Consider the following 20,128-nt stretch of genomic DNA (forward strand, 5'->3'; position numbering starts at 1 on the left):
CTTCTAAGCGCCGAGCATCACGAGGCCGCCGTCGACGGCCACGAGTTGTCCGGTCATGAAATGTGACGCCTCACTGCAGAAGAAGACGAGCGCAGGCCCCAGGTCCTCGACGGGATCGCCCAGCGCACCACCGAGCGGGACGGTCTTCTTGATCTCCGCATCGATGAACTCCGCGGCCGCGGGGCCCAGGAATTCACGCAACCGGTCGGCTCCCGGCGTCTGTACCGCGGGGGCGAGGGCGATCGCCGACACCTTCTCGGCGGCCCACGCCTTGGCGATCGACCGGGTCCACGCCGACACCGCCCCCTTGGTCGCGGCATAGACCGCCGAGATCGGGCTCCCCATCACCGCCTCGCCCGACCCGAAGTTGATGATCCGGCCGCCGCCGCTCTTGCGCATCACCGCATAGGCCGCCTGATTGGTGAAGATGGTGGCCTTGATGTTGGTGGCCATCAGGAAGTCGATGTCATCGCCGGTGATCTGTCCGGGGATGCCGGGCTGCCACATGCCTGCGGCGTGCAGCAGTACATCGAGGCCGCCGAGCTGTTGGGCCGCCGCGGCGACCATCTCGTCGACTGCGGTGGCGTCACGCACATCGCACTGCAGCCACGACACCCCGTCGACGTCGGGTGGGGGCGCGGTGTGGAACGTGGCCACCACCTGCGCACCCGCGCCGCTGAGGACGTGGACGGCCGCTGCGCCGATACCCGTCGCGCCGCCGGTCACCAGTATTCGTCTGCCTTCGAGGGAACCCGTCACTCTTAGATAGTTAGACAAACGTCAACTATATGCAAGCCCCAATATAGCTGTTACAGTGCCGCTGTGCCCAAGTCCGCGGTCGCTCGTGGTGCTGACAGTGGTCAACGTCGAGCCTCGTTCCAGCGTGCGCGATCGCACGAGACCAAGCGCGGCCTGGTGCAGGCGGCGATGGCACTGTGGCGCACCAACGGCTACGCCCAGACCACTGTCGCCGACATCTGCCGGGCCGCGGGCGTCTCCCGTGCACTGTTCTACTTCTATTTCCCCGCCAAAGAGGATGTGTTGTTCGAAGTCGGCCTGTTGTCGACGCGGGCGGCGCAGAAGACGGTCCGCGCGATGCTCGACACCGACTACGACGTCGACAACGTGGTTTCCGAGGCGCTGCGCAGCCTCGAGCGGTCGATGGCCCGCAATCCGCGCGACCTGATCGTCGAGACGATCCTGGAGGGGTACCGGCACGAGCACCGGATACTGTCCGGCGCCGAGCGAAGCGACATCGACGCCGACATGTTCGGCGACCTGTTCACAAAGGCTCAAGCCGATGGCAAGCTGGCGGCTCACGTCGACGTGAAACACCTGTCACACCTCGCCGGGATGCACGTCAGTGAGGGCGTGCGGCATTGGGCGTCAGGCAGTTTCGGCGACCGGAAATTCTCCGAGGTGGTCGCCGGCGACATCGCCGCCCTGATCGCCGGATACAACCTGAAGGGCTCGCGATGAAGGCAACGATGATCACCGGGCCGGGTGAAACCGGGGTGGTGGACGTACCGAATCCGACGGTCGGACCGCGCGATGCGCTGGTCCGGATTCGGGCGTGCGGAATATGCGGATCCGACGCGCTGTACATCTCGATGGGCGGTTTCGGCAAGGGGCACATGCCACTCGGTCACGAACCGGCAGGTGAGATCGTCGAGATGGGAAGTGCGGTGCAAGGTTTCGCGGTCGGCGATCACGTCGTCGTCAACCCCATGGTCGCGCCGAGCGGAATCATCGGCAACGGCGGCGCGACCGGCGCGCTGGCCGAGTACCTGCTGATCGAGGACGCCGTCCGCGGCAAGAGCATGGAGGTCGTCCCCGCACACATCCCGTTCGAGGTGGCCGCACTCAACGAACCGATGGCCGTGGCCCGCCACGGTGTCAACCGGTCAGAGCCGAAATCGACGGACAAGGTCGTGATCTTCGGCGCAGGCCCGATCGGGCTGGGCGCCACCATCGGATTCAAGTCCGCAGGCGTCGCCCATGTGGTGGTCGTCGACCTCATTCCTGCGCGACTCGAGAAGGCCATCGCCGTCGGCGCCGACGCCGTGATCAACTCCGCCGAGGATGACGTCGCGGCGCGCCTCGCCGAACTGCACGGGCAGGGCGAGTCGATGTTTCCCGGCAAGGCCGGTACAGATATCTACTTCGACGCCGCAGGCGCTCCCGCGGTGATCACCGCGGCGCTGGGCGCGGCCAAGGCGGGCGCTCGACTCTGCGTCGTCGCGGTGCACAAACAACCCGTGCCCGTCGACTTCCTCAACGTGATGACCAACGAGATCACCATCGTCGGATCGATCGGCTACCCCGACGAGATCTTCGAAGTCACCGAAGACCTCGTGGCGAACTGGGAGCGGTACGCCGTCATCGTCAGCCACACGATTCCGTTCGCCGAGGTCGACGAGGCACTACGCATCGCTTCCACCCCCGGAGCCGCCGACAAGGTGGTCGTCGTATTCAAATGACTGTTGTTTTCAACTGACCTCCAACTGAGAGGAGCGCCGATATGGCATGGGATTTCGAGACCGACCCCGAATACCAGAAGGTGCTGGACTGGGCCGACGAGTTCGTCCGCGAGGAGGTCGAGCCACTGGACCTGGCGTTTCCGCACCTGCAGTTCACTCCACTGGAAGGCAAACGTCGTGATGCGATCGACCCTCTGAAGGAGGAGGTCCGTCGGCGCGGACTGTGGGCCACCCACCTCGGACCCGAGCTCGGCGGACAGGGTTACGGACAACTGAAACTCGCACTGCTCAACGAGATCCTGGGCCGCTCGCAGTGGGCGCCGATCGTGTTCGGCTGCCAAGCTCCCGACACCGGTAACGCCGAGATCATCGCCCACTACGGCACCGAGGAACAGAAGAAGAAGTACCTGCTGCCGCTACTGAGCGGTGAGCTCTTCTCGTGCTATTCGATGACGGAGCCACACGCAGGCGCAGACCCCACCCTGTTCACGACATCGGCGGTGCGCGACGGTGACGACTGGGTGATCAACGGTCAGAAGTTCTTCTCCTCCAACGCCAGCACCGCGTCATTCCTGATCGTGATGGTGGTGACGAACCCCGACGTCAGTGCCTACCAAGGCATGTCGATGTTCTTGGTCCCCACCGACACTCCTGGTGTCAACATCGTCCGCAATCTCGGCCTGTACGGGGAGCCCGAGGGCCAGGGCTCACACGCGCTGATCCATTACGACAACGTCCGGGTGCCCGCCGAGGCGCTGCTGGGCGGCGAGGGGCAGGCGTTCGTCATCGCCCAGACCCGCCTCGGCGGCGGACGCATCCACCATGCGATGCGGACCATCGGCATGTCGCAGCGGGCGCTTGACATGATGTGCGAACGCGCATTGAGTCGCGAGACGCAGGGCAGCCGTCTGTCCGACAAGCAGTTCGTACAGGGCTACATCGCGGACTCGTATGCGCAGTTACTGCAGTTCCGGTTGATGGTGCTCTACACCGCCTGGGAGATCGACAAGTACAACGACTACAAGAAGGTCCGCAAGGACATCGCCGCGGTGAAGGTGGCCATGCCGACGGTGTTGCACGATATCGCTTGGCGGGCAATGCAAGTACACGGTGCGCTCGGTGTCACCAACGAGATGCCGTTCCTGGCGATGGTCACCGGCGCCGCCGTTATGGGACTTGCCGACGGGCCCACCGAGGTGCACAAGACGACGGTGGCCAAGCAGGTACTTCGGGACTACAAGCCCACCGACGACACGTGGCCCACCGAATGGGAACCGCGCAAACGCGAAGCCGCACGGACGAAGTACGCCCAATACCTCGAGAATGAGGTGGGCAACCTGTGACCGAGGAAGAGATCGACACCGCGCGGCTCGCCGACTGGATGGACGGCGCGGGGCTGCCTGGTAAGGGTGAACCGCTGGAGGCGAGTTTCCTGTCCGGCGGCACGCAGAACGTCATCTACAAGATCCGCCGCGGCGAGAACGTGTGCGTCCTTCGCATGCCGCCTACCGGAGCCCCACCCGACCGGGACAAGGGCATCCTGCGGGAGTGGCGGATCATCGAGGCGCTCGACGGCACCGACGTGCCGCACACCGCGGCGGTCGGAGTCTGTTCGGACGCAACCGTTCTCGGCCGGCCGTTCTATCTGATGGGGTTCGTCGACGGTTGGTCGCCGATGGACCAGCACGGCATGTGGCCCGAGCCGTTCGACGGCGACATGGCGGCACGTGCCGGGCTGTCATACCAACTAGCAGAGGGCATCGCGCTGTTGTCCAAGGTCGACTGGAAGGCCAAGGGGCTGCAGGATCTCGGCCGTCCGGACGGATTCCACGAACGTCAGGTCGACCGGTGGACCGGCTTCTTCGAACGGATCAAGGGTCGCGAGATCGACGGCCTCGATGCCGCAACGCAATGGCTGCGCACGCACCGTCCGCTTGACTTCGTCCCCGGCCTGATGCACGGCGACTACCAGTTCGCCAACGTGATGTATCGCCATGGCGCTCCAGCGCAAATGGCCGCCATCGTCGACTGGGAGATGGGCACCGTCGGCGATCCGAAACTGGATCTGGGCTGGATGGTGCAGAGTTGGCCGGAGGACACCGACGCCCCGGGCACGTCGGAGATGAGCTACGTCGACATGCGAGGGATGCCTTCCCGTGAAGACGTCGTCGACCACTATGCGAAAGTTTCCGGACGGCAGGTCGATGACCTCGACTACTACCTCGTGCTGGCGAAGTGGAAGCTCGCGATCGTGCTGGAGCAGGGGTTCCAGCGCGCAGGCGACAACGAGAAGTTGTTGGCGTACGGGCCCGTGATCACGTCACTGATGCAGTCGGCAGCCGAACTCGCAGAGAGCAGCGACTACCGGTGAGGGCAGCGGTCTGCCCGGCGTACGGACCGCCGGACGTGGTCCGCATCGAAGAACTGCAGTCTCCGGCGCTCGAAGCAGGGCAGGTTCGCGTGCGCGTCGCCGCCGCCGCGGTGAACTTCCCCGACGTGCTTCTGATCGCCGGCCAATACCAGATCAAGGTTCCTCCCCCGTTCATCCCCGGCAGCGAGTTCGCCGGCACCATCGTCGAAACCGGTTCGCAAACAGACGATTTCGTGGCCGGGGATCGGGTCACCGGCACCGGCATGTACGGGGCGTTCGCCGAGGAGGTCGGCGTCGGGACGGCCGGTCTCGCCCGGATACCCGATGGCGTCGACGACTGCACCGCCGCCGCGTTCGGCGTCGCCTACCGCACCGCGTACCACACACTGCGATCTGTGGCGCGCGTGCGATCGGGCGACGAGGTGATCGTGCTCGGTGCGGGCGGCGGCGTCGGATTGGCGGCGGTTCAGCTCGCGGTGCAACTCGGCGCGTCGGTCACCGCGGTTGCGTCGTCGGACGAAAAGCTCGACGTGGCATCGTCATACGGTGCACGACGACTGGTCAACCACCGGTCGAAGCCGTTGCGCGATGCATTGCGCGAGGCCTCACCCGATGGTGCCGACGCGGTCGTCGATCCGGTGGGCGGCCAGTTGGCCGAACCCGCACTGCGCGCGCTGCGACGGGGCGGACGGTTCGTCACCGTCGGATTCGCGTCGGGCGACATCCCCCGCATCCCGCTGAACTTGGTGCTGGTGAAGGGAATCGCGGTGCTGGGTTTCCAGTTCCAGGATGTTCCGCCGGATGAATTCTCCCGTAACGAGGACGAGTTGCGCGACCATCTGGTCAGCGGCCGGGTGCGACCGCACGTGGGGGCGGTCTATCCGCTCGCCCAGACCGTTGAGGCGCTCGAGCACGTCGCCGACGGGCGCGCCATCGGCAAGATCCTGATCGACCTTACGTCCGACTAGCTCGCGGGAACCAGGTCTGCGGCGACCGACGCCATCATCCCGCAGCGGAACGTCTCGCTCTCGGCGACGGCGTCGGCTCCCGGATCGTTGGCCGCCGCCAGCGCACGGGCCTTGAAAGCCCTTGCCGCTGCACTCAAGTGGTGTGCAGCGGAGTCGACGCTGCCGTCCAGTTCGGCGGGCACGCGCTCGCCCCACAACGTCACCTCGGTGGCACCCTGCTCGAGCGCGTTGCGCACGTGCGCGAGTACTCGCGGATCGCGATCGAAGAGATCGGCCGCCACGGCGACGGTCTGCGGGTGCGGGCGGTCCTCCCACTCCTCCAACACCGACCCGAGGTCGAGGGTCTGCGCGCCGAGGATCTGCAGCGGCCGCAGGTCGTCGTCGCTGCCGATGAGAACGGTGACATCCCAGCCGGCAGTCACCCGGTCGTAGATCCAGCCGCCCGCGCAGCGCACCGCATCGAGGACGGTCGGGGCGACGACGTCGAGCCGGTACCTCACGTCGAGCTCCGTGGCGACCAGTCCCGGCCCAGCGACTCCGCGTACTGCTTGAATATTTCGGCCAGCGGGATTGAGGGATCGAGTAGCCATAGGGTCTCCATTCCGTTGATAAAGGCGAGTATCTCCACGGCTTTGCCTGCCGCATCGAAATCCGCACGGTAGTGGCCGGCACGCTGGCCTCGTTTGATGAGCTCGATGATGATGTCGACGGCATCGCGGTAGCGCTTGTGCAGCCGGTCGTGCAGAGGCGCGTCGGGTGCGATGTTCTCGACCAGCAGCACCGTGAAGGTGCCGACCAGTTCAGGGGCGCGATCGAACCGCTCGGGCACGCGGCCGAGTTCGGTGACGAGGTCACCGGAGCGATAGTCCGCGTGGAGCTCGTCGTCGTCGTCACGCGCGTCGAGTACGGCGTTGAGCAGCTGTTCCTTGGATTCGAAGTGGTGCAGCAGTCCGGCGGGCGTCACTCCGGCTTCCTTGGCGATCTGTGCCAGCGAGGTGTTGCGCCAGCCGTTGCGGGCCAGCAGCCGCTCGGCGACAGCGAGTATCCGCTGCCTGCGGTCCTCGCCTTTGGCGAGCAGGGTGTCATACGGCCTGCGGTGTGGGCCCCCGCCCGAAGGGCCGGGGATGCTCGCGCGAAGATCCGACGACTCGGGGGCTGACACGGGGCTCCTTCGTTGAACCAACCTAGTGAACACACAGTAGGTAGGTTTGGCCGCAGTGACAAGGTTTTCTGCGATTTCGGCGTGACTGGTCTCGCTACGCGAGACTCAGCACGCCGAAATCGCCAGGTCAGAGGCCGAGCGACTTGGCGATCATCACCTTCATGACCTCGCTGGTCCCGGCGTAGATCCGGGCCACGCGCGCATCCGTGTACAGCCGGGCGATCGGATACTCCATCATGTAGCCGTATCCGCCGAACAGCTGCAAGCACCGGTCGATCACCCGCTGCTGCATCTCGGTGCAGAACAGCTTCACCCGCGCCGCGTCGGCGGGCAGCAGTTCGCCCTCAACGTGCAGCATGATCGCGCGGTCGAGCATGGCCTGCGCCGCCTCGACCTCCGTCGAGCACGCCGCCAGCTCGAACTTGGTGTTCTGGAACGACGCGACCGGGGTGCCGAACGCCTTGCGGTTCTTGGTGTAGTCGATCGCCGCCGCGATCGCCGACCGCGCCTGCGACACCGACCCGACGGCGACGGTGAGCCGCTCCTGAGGCAAGTTGTGGCCGAGATAGCCGAAGGCCTCCCCCTCGTCGCCGAGCATGTTCGCCGCCGGCACACGCACGTCGACAAAGGACAGCTCGGCGGTGTCCTGCACCTTGCAGCCCATTTTCTCGAGCTCACGGCCGCGAGTGAAGCCGGGCATGCCGTCCTCGACCACGAACAGGGTCAGCCCCTTGCGCCGGTTGTCCGGATCGGTCGCGGTGCGCGCCACCACGATAACCAGGTCGGCCTGCATCCCTCCGGTGATGAATGTCTTGGCGCCGTTGATGATCCAGTCGTCACCGTCGCGCACCGCGGACGTACGCATCCCCGCCAAGTCCGATCCCGTGCCCGGTTCGGTCATCGCGACCGCGGTCAGCAATTCACCCGCCGCCAAGCCTGGGAACCACCTCTTACGCTGCTCGTCGTTCGCGTAATGCAGGAAGTACGGCAGGATCACCTCGAGCTGCGTGCGCACCGTCGACAGGGTGACCAGGGCGCGGGCCGCCTCCTCCTGCATGACGACGAAATAGCGGTAGTCCGGCTCACCACCGCCGCCGTACTCCTCGGGGATGGCCGTCCCCAGCAGGCCCAGCGATCCCATCTGTTTGAACACGTCGCGGGGCATGCGTCCGCCCTTCTCCCACTCGGGATAGTGCGGAACCACCTCCTTGTCGACGAAATCGCGGGCGAGCTCGCGGAAAGCTTCGTGGTCTTCGGTGAACAGATCTCTGCGCACGTGGCGTCCCTCCTATGCGATGAGCTCTACGAGGGTGGCGTTGGCTGTACCGCCGCCCTCACACATCGTCTGTAGCCCGAAACGAATTCCGTTGTCGCGCATGTGATTGATCATTCGAGTCATCAGCACGGCCCCCGAGGCGCCGAGCGGATGCCCGAGCGCGATGGCGCCGCCGAGCGGGTTGAGCTTCGCCTCGTCGGCGCCCGTTTCGGCCTGCCACGCCAACGGCACCGGTGCGAACGCCTCGTTGACCTCGAAGACGCCCACCTCGTCGAGGGCGACGCCCGCCTTGTGCAGCACCTTCTCGGTGGCCGGGATGGGGCCGGTCAGCATCAGCACCGGGTCGGCGCCGGTGACCGCACCGGCCCGGTAGCTGACGATCGGCCGAAGTCCCATCGCCACGGCGTTCTCGGCAGTCATCACCAACAGCGCGGCGGCGCCATCGGAGATCTGCGACGAGTTGCCGGCGTGGATGACACCGTCCTCCTTGAACGCCGGCTTGAGCCCGGCCAGCTTCTCGACCGTGCTCCCCCGCCGAATCCCCTCGTCGGCAACGACGGGCTCGCCGTCGGTGAACACCGGCATGATCTGAGTTTCGAACGCGTCGTTGTCCTGAGCGGCGGCCGCCAGTTCGTGTGAGCGCGCGGAGTACTCGTCGAGCCGGGTCCGCGAGAAGCCCCACTTCTGGGCGATCATCTCGGCGGAGATGCCCTGGTTGAAAGAGAAATCGGCATACCGCTCGAGAACTTTCGGGCCGTAAGGCGTGCCGCTTGCGCGCGCCGACCCCAGCGGCACCCGACTCATCACCTCGACACCGCCCGCGACGACGACGTCCTGCTGACCCGACATCACCGCCTGCACCGCGAAGTCGAGCGCCTGCTGGCTGGAGCCGCACGCACGGTTGACCGTGGTGCCGGGGATGTGCTCGGGCCAGCCCGCGGCGAGCACCGAGTAGCGGCCGATATTGCTGGACTGGTCACCCACCTGGGAGACGCAGCCCCACACCACGTCGTCAACGATCTCGGGGTCGACCCCCGCGCGCTCCACCAGCGCATTGAGGACGATCGCCGACAGGTCGGCCGCGTGCATCTCCGACAGGCCGCCGTTGCGCTTCCCGACAGGGGTGCGCACCGCCTCGACTATTACCGTCTCGCGCATCTTCACTTCTCCGATCTGGGAACTGCCCATCTTCCGGTGAACGCCGCGTCGCGCTTCTGCGCGAATGCGGCGTACGCCTCCGTCGAGTCTGCTGTGGCGAAGTTGCCCGGCTGCGCCCGGGCCTCGTTGGCCAGCGCTTCGCGCAATGTCGCGGTCGCGCCGTCGTTGAGCAGGGCCTTGCTCTGCGCCAACGCGACGGGCGGTCCCGCGGCGAGGCGACCCGCCAGTTCGTCGACGAACGCGTCGATCTCGCCGGCCGCCTTGATCCAGGTGACCAACCCGAGCGACCGCGCCTCTTCGGCATCGATCATGTCGGCAAGCAGCACCAATCGCTTGGCCTGTTGCAGACCCACGAGCTTGGGTAGCAGCCACGATCCGCCGAGATCGACCGAGAGGCCGCGCTTGGAGAAGATCTGGCAGAACCGGGATTCGGGTGTCGCGACGACGAAGTCGCAACCCAGCGCCAGATTCCAGCCCGCGCCCACCGCCACCCCGTTGACCTTCGCGACGGTCGGAACCGTCAGCTCATGCAGTGCGAGCGCGACTTCGGTGAGCCGGCGCAGTTTGTGCCGCGGGTGGATGTCCTCCGGGGTGCCGATGTCCGCACCGGAGCAGAACGCGCCGCCGGCACCCGTGATCACCAGTGCCCGCAACTCGGTGTCGCGCGCGGCGTGGCGCAGGGCGTCGGCCAACTCCTCCCACAACCGGGGGTTGAGCGCGTTCTTGCGGTCGGGCCGGTTCAGTGTGAGTGTGCGAACGCCCTCGTCGTTCGTGATGAGCAGCACGTGTTCGGAACTCACGAATACGCCTGCCCGATCACCCCGTCGGCCCGAAGCCGGCTGAGTTCGTCTGCGGTAAGGCCCAATTCGGTGAGGACGGCGTCCGTGTGCTCACCGAGCCCGGGTACGGCACCCATCGGCTGTTCGAATCCACCGATCACCGGCGGCGGCCGCAGCGCCTGAATGTCACCCGCAGGAGTGCCCACCGTGCGCCAACGATCGCGCGCGGTCAACTGCGGATGCACGACCACCTCGCTGGGCAGGTTGTAGCGCGAGTTTCCGATGCCGGCCGCATCGGCCGTCTTCTGGATGTCGACGAGATCATGCTGAGCGCACCAGGATCCGATGGCCTGGTCCAGGATGTCCCTGTGCTCGCAGCGGCCGGGATTGGTCGCGAACCGCGGGTCGTCGGCGAGGTCGGGCCGGTCGATGATCTCCCGCGCGACCCGCTGCCACTCGCGGTCATTCGTCGTCCCGAGCACCACCGTCTGACCGTCGCGGGTCGGAAACGCGCCGTAGGGCGCTACCGCGGGAGATCCCACGCCGAGGGGTTGCTGGTCGATACCCGAATGCTGGGTATAGGTGAGCGCGTATCCCATGACGTCAGTCATCACGTCGAACAGGCTGAGCTCCACCGAGGGGGCCGCGGCACCATCCGGGCGTCCGCCCCGCGCGAACAACAGCGCCAGAATCGAGATCGCGGCGTACAGGCCCGTCGTGAAGTCGGCCATCGCGGGGCCGGGTTTGGCGGGCATACCGGGATAGCCGGTGATGGCGCACGAACCCGATTCCGCCTGCACCAGAAGGTCGTACGCGCGCTTGTGCGAGATGGGTCCGCCCGGCCCGTAACCGTCGATCTCGACGGGAATGACGTTGGGGTGGCGCTGCGCCAAGTCGGCCGGGGCGATACCCATCCGGGCCGTGGATCCCGGTGCGAGGTTGGAGACGAAGGCATCGGCGCGGTCGAGAAGCCGGTGCAGCAGGTCCATTCCCTGCGGCGATTTCGTGTTGAGAGTGACCGACTCCTTGCCGCGGTTGCACCACACGAAGTGGGCGGCAAGGCCGCCCGGGCCGTTGACCACATCGTCGTAGGCGCGGGCGAAATCGCCGCCGTTCGGATTCTCCACCTTGATCACCCGCGCACCGAAGTCCGCGAGCACACGGGTACACATCGGGGCGGCGACCGCCTGTTCCATCGCAACGACCGTGACACCGGCGAGAGGTGCCGCAGGCGCCATCACATCACCATGCCGCCGTCGACCGGCAGCACCTGCCCCGTGATGTAGGACGCCGCGTCCGAGGCCATGAACACGAACGCGCCGGCCACCTCCTCCGGACCTGCCCAGCGTTTCAACGGAATACGGTTCATCATGTTCGCCGCGAACTTCTCGTTGGTGCGAATGGTCTCTGTCATCGGCGTAGCGGCAAGCGGCGCAAGGGCATTCACCATGATGTTCTTCGTGGCCAGCTCGCGCGCCAGCGACTTCGTGAAGCCGATGAGTCCTGCCTTGGCGGCGGAGTAGTTGACCTGCCCAAGCGTTCCGGTCAGCCCGGCCGCCGATGTCACGTTGATGATGCGGCCCGTACCGTCGGTCGGGATGTGCGGCAGCGCCGCCTGAGTGCAGTGAAACGTGCCCATCACATGCACATCGAACGTCAGCCGGAATGTCTCGTCCGTCAGCTTTGCGAACATCGCAGGGGCCGTGACACCCGCGTTGTTGACCAGGATGTTCAGCGCTCCCCCGCCGAGTCCTGCGGCCTGTTCTGCCGCGGCGTCGGCGGCGTCGCGGTCGCCGACGTCGAGTGCACACGAGTCGGCCTTTCCGCCGTTGGCCCGAATCCGTTCTGCCACTGCTGCGGCCGCCTCCGCGTTGATATCGGTGACCAGCACCGCCGCGCCTGCGTCGGCCAGCGCCGCCGCGACCGCCGCGCCGATTCCGCCGCCCGCACCCGCACCGGTGACCAAGGCGGTGCGTCCGGTCAGGTCGAAATATCCGCCCATCAGTAGCTCCTGGGCATTCCGAGGACGTGCTCGCCGAGGAAGTTCAGGATCATCTCCTGACTGACCGGTGCGATCTTCATCAGGCGCGACTCACGGAAGTAGCGCGACACGTGATACTCCTCGGAGTAGCCCATGCCGCCGTGCAATTGAAGTGCCCGGTCTGCGGCATCGAATCCCGCATCCGCACAGAGGTATTTCGCCGTATTCGCCTCACGCCCACATGGCTTGCCGTTGTCGTAGAGCCACGTCGCCTTGCGAAGCACCAATTCGGCGGCATCCAGTCGGGCCAGCGAGTCCGCCAGCGGGAACTGCAGACCCTGGTTCATGCCGATCGGCCGGTTGAAGACCACACGCTCATTGCCGTACTTGACGGCCTTCTCCAACGCCACGCGACCGATGCCCAGAGCCTCGGCGGCGATCAGCATCCGCTCGGGGTTCAGTCCGTCGAGGATGTACTTGAACCCCTTGCCCTCCTCGCCAACCCGGTCCTCGGCACCCACGATCAGATCGTCGATGAACAGTTCGTTGGAGCTCACCGCATTCCGGCCCATCTTGTTGATCGGCCGGATGTCTACGTGATCGCGGTTGAGATCGGTGAGGAACAGCGTCATACCGTCGGTCTTCTTGGTGACCTCGTCATACGGCGTGGTGCGGGTCAGCAGCAGGATCTTTTCCGACTCCAGCGCCTTGGAGATCCACACCTTGCGGCCATTGATGCGGTATTTGTCACCTTCACGCTTGGCGAAGGTCGTGATGCGTGAGGTGTCAAGTCCCGCACCGGGTTCGGTCACGCCGAAGCACACGTGAAGATCGCCGTTGACGACCCGGGGCAGCGTTGCGGCCTTCATCTCCTCGGAGCCGTGTTTGACGACCGGCTGCATTCCGAAGATCGTGAGGTGAATAGCGCTGGCGCCGTTCATCGCCGCACCCGATCTTGCGACCTCCTCCAGAAGCAGCGTGGCTTCGGTGATGCCCAGACCGTGGCCGCCGTATTCCTCCGGGATCGTCATACCCAGCCAGCCGCCCTTGGCGATGGCGTCGTAGAACTCCTGGGGGAATTCGTGCGCCTGGTCCTTCTGCATCCAGTAGTGGTCGTCGAACTTGCCCGCCAACTCGGCGACGGACTTGCGGATCAGTGCCTGATCCTCGGAAAGCTCGAAACTCATGCCGCTGTTCATTCCCGGGTCGCTCCGCTCTCCCCTGCCCTACGGGCGTGGGCCCAACCTCCGGTGGCCACGTGTGCTCCTTTTGCATGGCGATTTCGGCGTGCTCGGCCGGAGCCGCCTGGCGGCGACATCAGGACACGCGCTGAGCGTTACCTGGCACGCCGAAATCGCTGTGTGACTCAGTCTTTGTTGCCGGTCAGTTCCTTGGCATTGGCGGCGAAGTCCTGGAAGTTGGCGCCGCCGTGCTCGTGCTTGCTCAGCGCCTGGATGGACACGTCGTGGCCTTCGGCGGCCTTACGCAGTGCACCGATCGTGGCCTGCTCCTTGGAGATGTGGGTGAACGGATCGAAGTGGTACCACTTCATGGCGTTCTCGTAGGTCATCTTGTTGATCTCGTCGTCAGGCACGTCGTTCGCCTTGAGCACCTCGTCGAGCTGCTCGGGGGCACTCGGCCACATCGAGTCGCTGTGCGGGTAGTCGGCCTCCCAGCAGATGTTGTCGATGCCGATCTGGTTGCGAAGTTCGACGCCCACGGGGTCCGAGATGAAGCAGGTCAGGAAGTGGTCGCGGAATACCTCGCTGGGCTTCTGCTTGCCGAAGTCCTGACCGGTCCACGTGGAGTGCATCTCATAAGTGCGGTCCGCGCGATCGAGGAAGTACGGAATCCAGCCGGTGCCGCCCTCGGACAGCGCGATCTTGAGGTCCTTGTACTTCTTGATCGGCTTGGACCACAACAGATCCGCCGCGGCCTGCACGATGTTCATCGGCTGCAGCGTGATCATCACGTCCATCGGGGCGTCCGGCGCGGTGATGGCCAGCCGGCCCGAGGACCCGATGTGGACGTTGAGCACGGTGTCGGTGTCGACCAGCGCTTCCCACAACGGGGTCCAGTAATCGTCGTGGAAGGACGGATAGCCCATCGCCGCCGGGTTCTCACTGAACGTCAGCGAGTGCACGCCGCGCTTGGCATTGCGCCGGACCTCCTTGGCGCAAGCCTCGGCGTCCCAGATCACCGGCAAGGTCATCGGGATGAACCGCGCCGGGTACGCCCCGCACCACTCTTCGACGTGCCAGTCGTTGTAGGCCTGCACCAGCGCAAGCGAAAACTCCTGGTCCTCGGTGGCGAAAAGTCGTCCGGCGAATCCGGGGAAGGACGGAAAGCACATCGACCCGAGAATGCCGCCTGCGTTCATGTCCTTGACGCGCTCGTCGACGTCGAAACAGCCCTTGCGGATCTCGTCGAGACCCTGGGGCTCCAGGCCGTACTCCTCCTTGGGCCGCCCAGCCACCGCATTGAGCGCCACATTGGGGATCACGATGTCGCGGAACTGCCAGGTGTCACTGCCGTCGGGATTGTGCACCAGCCGCGGCGCCTCATCCAGGTACTTCTTCTGCAGATGATTCTTGAACATGTCCGGCGGTTCGACGATGTGATCATCAACGCTGATCAGGATCATGTCTTCTTTGTTCACGCCTGTTCCCTCCGTCGAAATCCGTGGTTCTACCCACACTAGTTACCCAGTGGTGTTCTCTAACCAAGAAAACTATCTTCTCTCCCGGCGAGAATCAATGTCCGAAAGCGCTCGCATGGCCGTCTTGCAGCACCGTTGGGTCCTAAGTGACAGGCCGATGACCCGCACATCTGGTGACCGGGATTGACCATCAGCAAGAAAGGTGGAAATCTGTTGACCAAATATGAGAATCTGATTCTCGTGAACGAGAGGAAGCACCCGGTGCGTGTGCCCCCGCTACCCGCGGACCAGTGGGATGAGGCTGTCGACAACGCGCTGTCGGGCATGCTGCCCCCTGAGCGCCGCAACCCGGAGGCCGCGGGCAATCTGCTGGCGACACTCGTCCGCCATCCGAAGCTGACCAAATCCTTCCTGCGCTTCAACAACCACCTCATGTTCAGTTCGCCGCTGCCGGACCGGCTGCGCGAACTCGCGGTGCTGCGAGTCGCCCATCGGCGCAATTGCGAGTACGAATGGCGCCACCACGTGCGCATGGGCGGTGAGGCGGGACTCAGCGACGAGGTCATCGAGGGCCTGCAGCGCGGCGAGGCCACCGACGAACTCGACCGTGCCGTGATCGCGGCCGTCGACGAACTGGAGGACAACTCACAGGTCTCCGATGCGACGTGGGCGACCCTGGCTCAGCACCTCGACGAGCGCCAACGCATGGACCTCGTCTTCACGATCGGCTGCTATGGCGCACTCGCCATGGCCATCAACACGTTTGGCGTCGAACCCGACCAGGAGAGGTAGAACACCGTGGCATTTTTCCCTAAGCCGGCGGCAGGTAGCTGGACAGAGAACTGGCCTGAGCTCGGCACCGCGCCGGTCAACTATGAGGACTCGATCGACCCGGAGCATTACAAGCTCGAACAGCAGGCGATCTTCCGGAAGACCTGGCTCAAGGTCGGCCGCGTGGAACAGCTGAAGAAGAAGGGCAGCTACTTCACCCGCGAGATGCCGTCCGCGGGCGCAGGCACCTCGGTGATCATCGTCAAGGACACCGACAACGAAGTCCGGGCCTTCTACAACCTGTGCCGCCACCGCGGTAACAAGCTCGTATGGAATGACTACCCCGGCGAGGAGGTGTCGGGCAGCTGCAGGCAGTTCGTCTGCAAGTACCACGCCTGGCGATACAGCCTCAAGGGCGACCTGACCTTCATCCAACAGGAGGGCGAGTTCTTCGACGTCGACAAGAGCGACTACGGCTTGGTGTCCGTGCGCTGCGAGGTCTGGGAAGGCTTCATCTTCATCAACTTCGACAACGACGCCGCGCCGCTGCGCGAGTACCTCGGCGACTTCGCCAAAGGCCTCGAGGGCTACCCGTTCCACGAGATGACCGAGCACTACAGCTACCGCTCGGAGGTCAACGCGAACTGGAAGCTGTTCATCGACGCGTTCACCGAGTTCTACCACGCGCCGATCCTGCACATGAAGCAGGCGGAAAAGGAGGAGGCCGAGAAGCTGGCCAAGTTCGGTTTCGAGGCGCTCGCGTACGACATCAAGGGTGATCACTCGATGGTGTCGTCGTGGGGCGGGATGTCTCCGCCCAAGGACCTGAGCATGGTCAAGCCCATCGAGCAGATCCTGCACAGCGGTCTGTTCGGACCGTGGGACCGCCCGGACATCAAGGGCATCCTGCCCGACGAGTTGCCGCCGGCCATCAACCCTGGCCGTCACAAGACCTGGGGCACCGACTCTTTCGAGTTCTTCCCGAACTTCACGCTGCTGTTCTGGGCGCCTGGCTGGTACCTCACCTACAACTACTGGCCGACCGCGGTGGACAAGCACATCTTCGAGGCGGACCTCTACTTCGTGCCGCCGAAGAACCTGCGCGAGCGGCTTTCTCAGGAACTCGCGGCGGTGACGTTCAAGGAGTACGCATTCCAGGACGCCAACACGCTGGAGGCCACGCAGACGCAGATCGGCACCCGGGTCGTCACCGAATTCCCGCTGTGCGATCAGGAAATCCTGCTGCGCCACCTGCACATGACCGCGCACCAGTACGTTGACAGGTACAAGGAAGCCAAGGCAAACGGAAACGGCTCGGCCAACGGCAAATCCGTGTCCAGTGACGAAAAGTCCGCCGAAAAGGAGGGGGCAAATGTCTAAGCTGCCGGAGGAATTCGCCGATCTCGAGCGGTTCAGCGACTGGTGCCTGCCCACCGAGGAAGAGCGCTACCAGAAGCGGCTGAACTCCACGATGGACGAGATGCAGGAGCTGTATGACGCGGGCATGGCGCGCCTAGAGGAGATCATGGTCTACGTCGATGCCCGCTTCCCGCTCGCCGGAATGCCTGACGACGCCAAAGCCCTTGTGCACCTGGGCCAGTCGATCGTCATGGTGAGTTTCCCGATCGAGGTGTGGAAGCAACCACGCGTGCTCGACAGCGGCGCCTCGTATATCCAGCTGATCAAGGAGCCGGTGGTCTAGCGGTGGGTCTGACCCTGAAAGCCGCTGGTCTACTCGACGTCGACGCCGGCGAGATCGTCCGACCTGGCATCGTCCGGATCGACGAGGATCGCATTGTCGGCATCGGCAAGGGACAGGAACGCCCAGACGATCAGGTCATCGATCTCGGTGACGCGATCCTGCTGCCCGGCCTGATGGACATGGAGGTCAACCTGCTGATGGGTGGGCGTGGTGAGAATCCCGGCCTTTCCCAGGTGCAGGATGACCCCGCGACCCGGGTGCTGCGCGCGGTCGGCAATTCACGGCGCACGCTGAGGGCCGGCTTCACAACGGTGCGCAACCTCGGGCTGTTCGTCAAGACCGGCGGATATCTGCTCGACGTGGCGCTCGGCAAGGCCATCGACGCGGGATGGATCGACGGACCGCGCATCATCCCTGCCGGGCATGCCATCACGCCGACAGGCGGTCACCTCGACCCCACGATGTTCGCCGCGTTCATGCCCGGTGCGCTCGAGCTCACCGTCGAAGAGGGCATCGCCAACGGCGTCGACGAGATCCGCAAGGCGGTGCGCTATCAGATCAAGCACGGCGCCCAGCTGATCAAGGTATGCGTTTCCGGCGGAGTGATGTCGATGACCGGCGAGGCTGGTGCGCAACACTATTCGGACGAGGAACTGCTGGCCATCGTCGACGAGGCCCACCGTCGCGGATTGCGCGTGGCCGCACACACTCACGGCGCCGAAGCGGTCAAGCACGCCGTGGCATGCGGAATCGACTGCATCGAACACGGGTTCCTGATGGACGACGAGGCCATTCAGATGCTCGTGGACAACGATCGGTGGCTGGTGACCACCCGCAGACTGGCCGAGGCGATGGACGTGTCGAGGGCGCCGAAGGAGTTGCAGGACAAGGCCGCCGAGATGTTCCCCAAGGCGCGCACGTCGATCAAGGCGGCTTACGAAGCGGGGGTGAAAATCGCCGTCGGCTCGGACGCCCCTGCGATCCCGCACGGTCGCAACGCCGACGAACTCGTCACGCTCGTCGATTGGGGCATGTCCCCGGCCGCCGTGCTGCGCGCGGCCACCGTCGTCGCCGCCGATCTGATCGACAAACCGGACCTCGGCCGCATCGCCGAGGGGTACCTCGCGGACATCATCGCCGTGCCAGGAGATCCGCTCGCCGATATCACCGTTACACGAGACGTCAGCTTTGTAATGAAGGGCGGTAAGGTCTACCGACATGAGCAATCGAACTGAGGATCTGGTCGAGATCCAGCAGACGCTCGCGAAATACGCGGTCACGATCACGCAGGGCGATATCGACGGTCTGATCTCGGTGTTCACCCCGGACGGCACGTACAGCGCGTTCGGCTCCACCTACACGCTCGCCCGGTTTCCCGAACTCGTCGACGCCGCGCCCAAGGGTCTGTTCATGACGGGCACCGCACTGATCGACCTCGACCCCGACAACCCGGACGCCGCCACCGGGACACAGCCGCTGTGCTTCATCGAGCACTCCAAACACGACATGCGCATCGGCTACTACAAGGACACGTACGTGCGCACCGATGACGGGTGGCGGCTGAAGACCCGCGCGATGACATTCATCCGGCGCAGCGGAGAACACGACTCCGGCCGCCCGCACGCGATCGGCAGGCCGGAGGCCGATGTCGCCGCCGGGGCGGCTCCGGAGGCGGGATGACCACCGACCTGACGGCCGGCACCGAATTCCAAACCGTCGCCGAGTTCCGGTCAAAGTTGGTCTCCTGGCTGGAAAGCCATGACCTGACCCCGCCGCCCGGCGACCACTCGCTCGACGCGCAGCACGCGCAGCACGCCAGGGTGTTGAAGGAGCTCTACGACGCGGGCTGGATGCGCTGGGGCTGGCCCGAATCCGCTGGCGGGCTCGGCGGGCCGATGATCCTGCGCGCGATCGTCGGCGAGGAGGTCGTCGGTCGCCGTCTGGACGACCCCGGCCCGTACTCGATGCTCGAGGTGCTGACCCCGACGATGATCGACTACGCGCGGCCCGAACTCGCCGCCGAGATGGTGCCACGCCTGTTGTCGGGCCAGGAGACGTGGTGCCAGGGCTTCTCCGAGCCGGGCTCGGGCAGCGACCTCGCATCGCTGACCACGCGGGCCGAACAGCGTGGCTCGAATACCGGGGCATGGGTGATCAACGGCCAGAAGGTGTGGACCAGCTTCGCGCAGTACGCCAAACGTTGCGTCCTGCTCACCCGGACAGGGCCGGGGCATGCGGGTATCACCGCCTTCTTCGTCGACATGGACAGTCCGGGCGTCGACGTGCGCCCGCTGCGCACGATGCACGGCGTCGACGAGTTCTGCGAGGTCTACTTCGACGACGTCGAGGTCCCGGCCGACCGTATGCTCGGAAACCCCGGCGACGGTTGGCAACTGGCGATGGACCTGCTCCCTTACGAGCGCTCGACGTGCTTCTGGCAACGCATCGCCTATCTGTATTCACGGTTCGACTCACTCATCGGCGAAGTGAAGAACCTTGGCCAGGCGGCGGATTCCGAACTCGGCGACACGTATCTGGCACTGCACACGTTGCGCTGCCGGTCTCGGGCCACCCAGCTTCGGTTGGCCGACGGCAACAAACTGGGCGCGGACACGTCGATCGACAAGGTGCTGTTGGCAGGCGCCGAACAGCAACTCTACGACACCGCGCGCGAGCTGCTGCCCAGTGTCATCGAGCTCGACGACACCGAATGGCGCACTGAATACCTGTATTCGCGGGCGGCCACCATCTACGGAGGCACCGCCGAGGTGCAGCGAAATATCATCGCCCGCCGGCTCCTCGACCTCGGGAAGGAGTGATC

Annotated in this window: 21 protein-coding genes; 11 read left to right on the forward strand and 10 right to left on the reverse strand. The window is 65.2% G+C overall.

The genetic code is table 11. The features are described 5' to 3' along the window. Window positions 1-3: 3 nt before the first annotated feature. Window positions 4-759, reverse strand: a complete 756-nt coding sequence (locus tag AB4Z42_RS11190) for an SDR family NAD(P)-dependent oxidoreductase (protein ID WP_442009225.1) — start codon at window positions 757-759, stop codon at window positions 4-6. 63 nt (window positions 760-822) lie between these two features. Between AB4Z42_RS11190 and AB4Z42_RS11195 the strand changes: the two genes are divergently transcribed. Genes AB4Z42_RS11195 through AB4Z42_RS11215 form a run of 5 tightly spaced genes read left to right on the forward strand, consistent with a single transcriptional unit; the run spans window position 823 to window position 5,819 of the window. Further along, window positions 823-1,479 carry a TetR/AcrR family transcriptional regulator gene (locus AB4Z42_RS11195; protein ID WP_442009226.1) on the forward strand — a complete coding sequence of 219 codons (657 nt, stop codon included), beginning with the start codon at window positions 823-825 and terminating at the stop codon, window positions 1,477-1,479. Then, window positions 1,476-2,480: a zinc-dependent alcohol dehydrogenase gene (locus AB4Z42_RS11200; RefSeq protein WP_442009227.1), complete on the forward strand. Its 1,005-nt coding sequence runs from the start codon at window positions 1,476-1,478 to the stop codon at window positions 2,478-2,480. The genes AB4Z42_RS11195 and AB4Z42_RS11200 overlap by 4 nt, the downstream gene beginning before the upstream one ends. 41 nt (window positions 2,481-2,521) lie before the next feature. After that, window positions 2,522-3,823 carry an acyl-CoA dehydrogenase family protein gene (locus AB4Z42_RS11205; protein ID WP_442009228.1) on the forward strand — a complete coding sequence of 434 codons (1,302 nt, stop codon included), beginning with the start codon at window positions 2,522-2,524 and terminating at the stop codon, window positions 3,821-3,823. Between the two features lie 38 nt (window positions 3,824-3,861). Next, window positions 3,862-4,851, forward strand: a complete 990-nt coding sequence (locus AB4Z42_RS11210; protein WP_442009566.1) for a phosphotransferase family protein — start codon at window positions 3,862-3,864, stop codon at window positions 4,849-4,851. Next, window positions 4,848-5,819 (forward strand): NADPH:quinone oxidoreductase family protein, encoded by a 972-nt coding sequence (locus AB4Z42_RS11215; protein WP_442009229.1) that lies wholly within the window; start codon window positions 4,848-4,850, stop codon window positions 5,817-5,819. Before AB4Z42_RS11210 ends, AB4Z42_RS11215 begins: the two co-directional genes overlap by 4 nt. On the opposite strand, the gene AB4Z42_RS11220 is transcribed toward AB4Z42_RS11215, so the two are convergent. From AB4Z42_RS11220 to AB4Z42_RS11260, 9 genes are all read right to left on the reverse strand, one after another. Continuing rightward, window positions 5,816-6,319, reverse strand: a complete 504-nt coding sequence (locus AB4Z42_RS11220) for a hypothetical protein (RefSeq protein WP_442009230.1) — start codon at window positions 6,317-6,319, stop codon at window positions 5,816-5,818. The genes AB4Z42_RS11215 and AB4Z42_RS11220 overlap by 4 nt on opposite strands. Then, entirely contained in the window at window positions 6,316-6,981 is a 666-nt protein-coding gene (locus tag AB4Z42_RS11225; RefSeq protein ID WP_442009231.1) for a TetR/AcrR family transcriptional regulator, read from the reverse strand. The genes AB4Z42_RS11220 and AB4Z42_RS11225 overlap by 4 nt, the downstream gene beginning before the upstream one ends. 127 nt (window positions 6,982-7,108) lie before the next feature. Beyond that, the gene (locus tag AB4Z42_RS11230; RefSeq protein WP_442009232.1) at window positions 7,109-8,257 is read right to left on the reverse strand and encodes an acyl-CoA dehydrogenase family protein; all 1,149 of its coding nucleotides are present in this window, start codon (window positions 8,255-8,257) and stop codon (window positions 7,109-7,111) included. 12 nt (window positions 8,258-8,269) lie between these two features. Then, window positions 8,270-9,415 carry a thiolase family protein gene (locus tag AB4Z42_RS11235; protein WP_442009233.1) on the reverse strand — a complete coding sequence of 382 codons (1,146 nt, stop codon included), beginning with the start codon at window positions 9,413-9,415 and terminating at the stop codon, window positions 8,270-8,272. A 2-nt stretch (window positions 9,416-9,417) separates the two neighbouring features. Beyond that, complete coding sequence (locus tag AB4Z42_RS11240; RefSeq protein ID WP_442009234.1) at window positions 9,418-10,215, reverse strand: enoyl-CoA hydratase/isomerase family protein; 798 nt, start codon at window positions 10,213-10,215, stop codon at window positions 9,418-9,420. Beyond that, the gene (locus tag AB4Z42_RS11245) at window positions 10,212-11,432 is read right to left on the reverse strand and encodes a CaiB/BaiF CoA transferase family protein (protein ID WP_442009235.1); all 1,221 of its coding nucleotides are present in this window, start codon (window positions 11,430-11,432) and stop codon (window positions 10,212-10,214) included. The genes AB4Z42_RS11240 and AB4Z42_RS11245 overlap by 4 nt, the downstream gene beginning before the upstream one ends. Beyond that, window positions 11,432-12,196, reverse strand: a complete 765-nt coding sequence (locus AB4Z42_RS11250; RefSeq protein WP_442009236.1) for an SDR family NAD(P)-dependent oxidoreductase — start codon at window positions 12,194-12,196, stop codon at window positions 11,432-11,434. Before AB4Z42_RS11250 ends, AB4Z42_RS11245 begins: the two co-directional genes overlap by 1 nt. Continuing rightward, on the reverse strand, window positions 12,196-13,362 hold the full coding sequence (locus AB4Z42_RS11255) for an acyl-CoA dehydrogenase family protein (RefSeq protein WP_442009237.1): 1,167 nt from the start codon (window positions 13,360-13,362) through the stop codon (window positions 12,196-12,198). Before AB4Z42_RS11255 ends, AB4Z42_RS11250 begins: the two co-directional genes overlap by 1 nt. A gap of 179 nt (window positions 13,363-13,541) precedes the next feature. After that, window positions 13,542-14,834, reverse strand: coding sequence for an amidohydrolase family protein (locus tag AB4Z42_RS11260; RefSeq protein ID WP_442009238.1), 1,293 nt, complete (start codon window positions 14,832-14,834; stop codon window positions 13,542-13,544). A gap of 261 nt (window positions 14,835-15,095) precedes the next feature. On the opposite strand from AB4Z42_RS11260, the gene AB4Z42_RS11265 reads away from it, so the two are divergent. From AB4Z42_RS11265 to AB4Z42_RS11290, 6 genes are read left to right on the forward strand one after another with little or no spacing between them, the layout of a single operon-like run. After that, window positions 15,096-15,626 (forward strand): carboxymuconolactone decarboxylase family protein, encoded by a 531-nt coding sequence (locus tag AB4Z42_RS11265; RefSeq protein ID WP_442009567.1) that lies wholly within the window; start codon window positions 15,096-15,098, stop codon window positions 15,624-15,626. Window positions 15,627-15,632: 6 nt separating this feature from the next. Continuing rightward, complete coding sequence (locus AB4Z42_RS11270) at window positions 15,633-16,985, forward strand: aromatic ring-hydroxylating oxygenase subunit alpha (protein ID WP_442009239.1); 1,353 nt, start codon at window positions 15,633-15,635, stop codon at window positions 16,983-16,985. Further along, window positions 16,978-17,307, forward strand: coding sequence for a hypothetical protein (locus AB4Z42_RS11275; RefSeq protein WP_442009240.1), 330 nt, complete (start codon window positions 16,978-16,980; stop codon window positions 17,305-17,307). The genes AB4Z42_RS11270 and AB4Z42_RS11275 overlap by 8 nt, the downstream gene beginning before the upstream one ends. Before the next feature lie 2 nt (window positions 17,308-17,309). Further along, on the forward strand, window positions 17,310-18,542 hold the full coding sequence (locus AB4Z42_RS11280) for an amidohydrolase family protein (protein WP_442009241.1): 1,233 nt from the start codon (window positions 17,310-17,312) through the stop codon (window positions 18,540-18,542). Next, a complete protein-coding gene (locus AB4Z42_RS11285) occupies window positions 18,526-18,987 on the forward strand; it encodes a nuclear transport factor 2 family protein (RefSeq protein WP_442009242.1) in 462 nt (153 codons plus the stop codon). The genes AB4Z42_RS11280 and AB4Z42_RS11285 overlap by 17 nt, the downstream gene beginning before the upstream one ends. Beyond that, window positions 18,984-20,126, forward strand: a complete 1,143-nt coding sequence (locus AB4Z42_RS11290; protein ID WP_442009243.1) for an acyl-CoA dehydrogenase family protein — start codon at window positions 18,984-18,986, stop codon at window positions 20,124-20,126. Before AB4Z42_RS11285 ends, AB4Z42_RS11290 begins: the two co-directional genes overlap by 4 nt. The last annotated feature ends 2 nt before the right edge of the window (window positions 20,127-20,128 follow it).

This window comes from Mycobacterium sp. 2YAF39 (assembly GCF_052114565.1).
Classification (GTDB): domain Bacteria; phylum Actinomycetota; class Actinomycetes; order Mycobacteriales; family Mycobacteriaceae; genus Mycobacterium.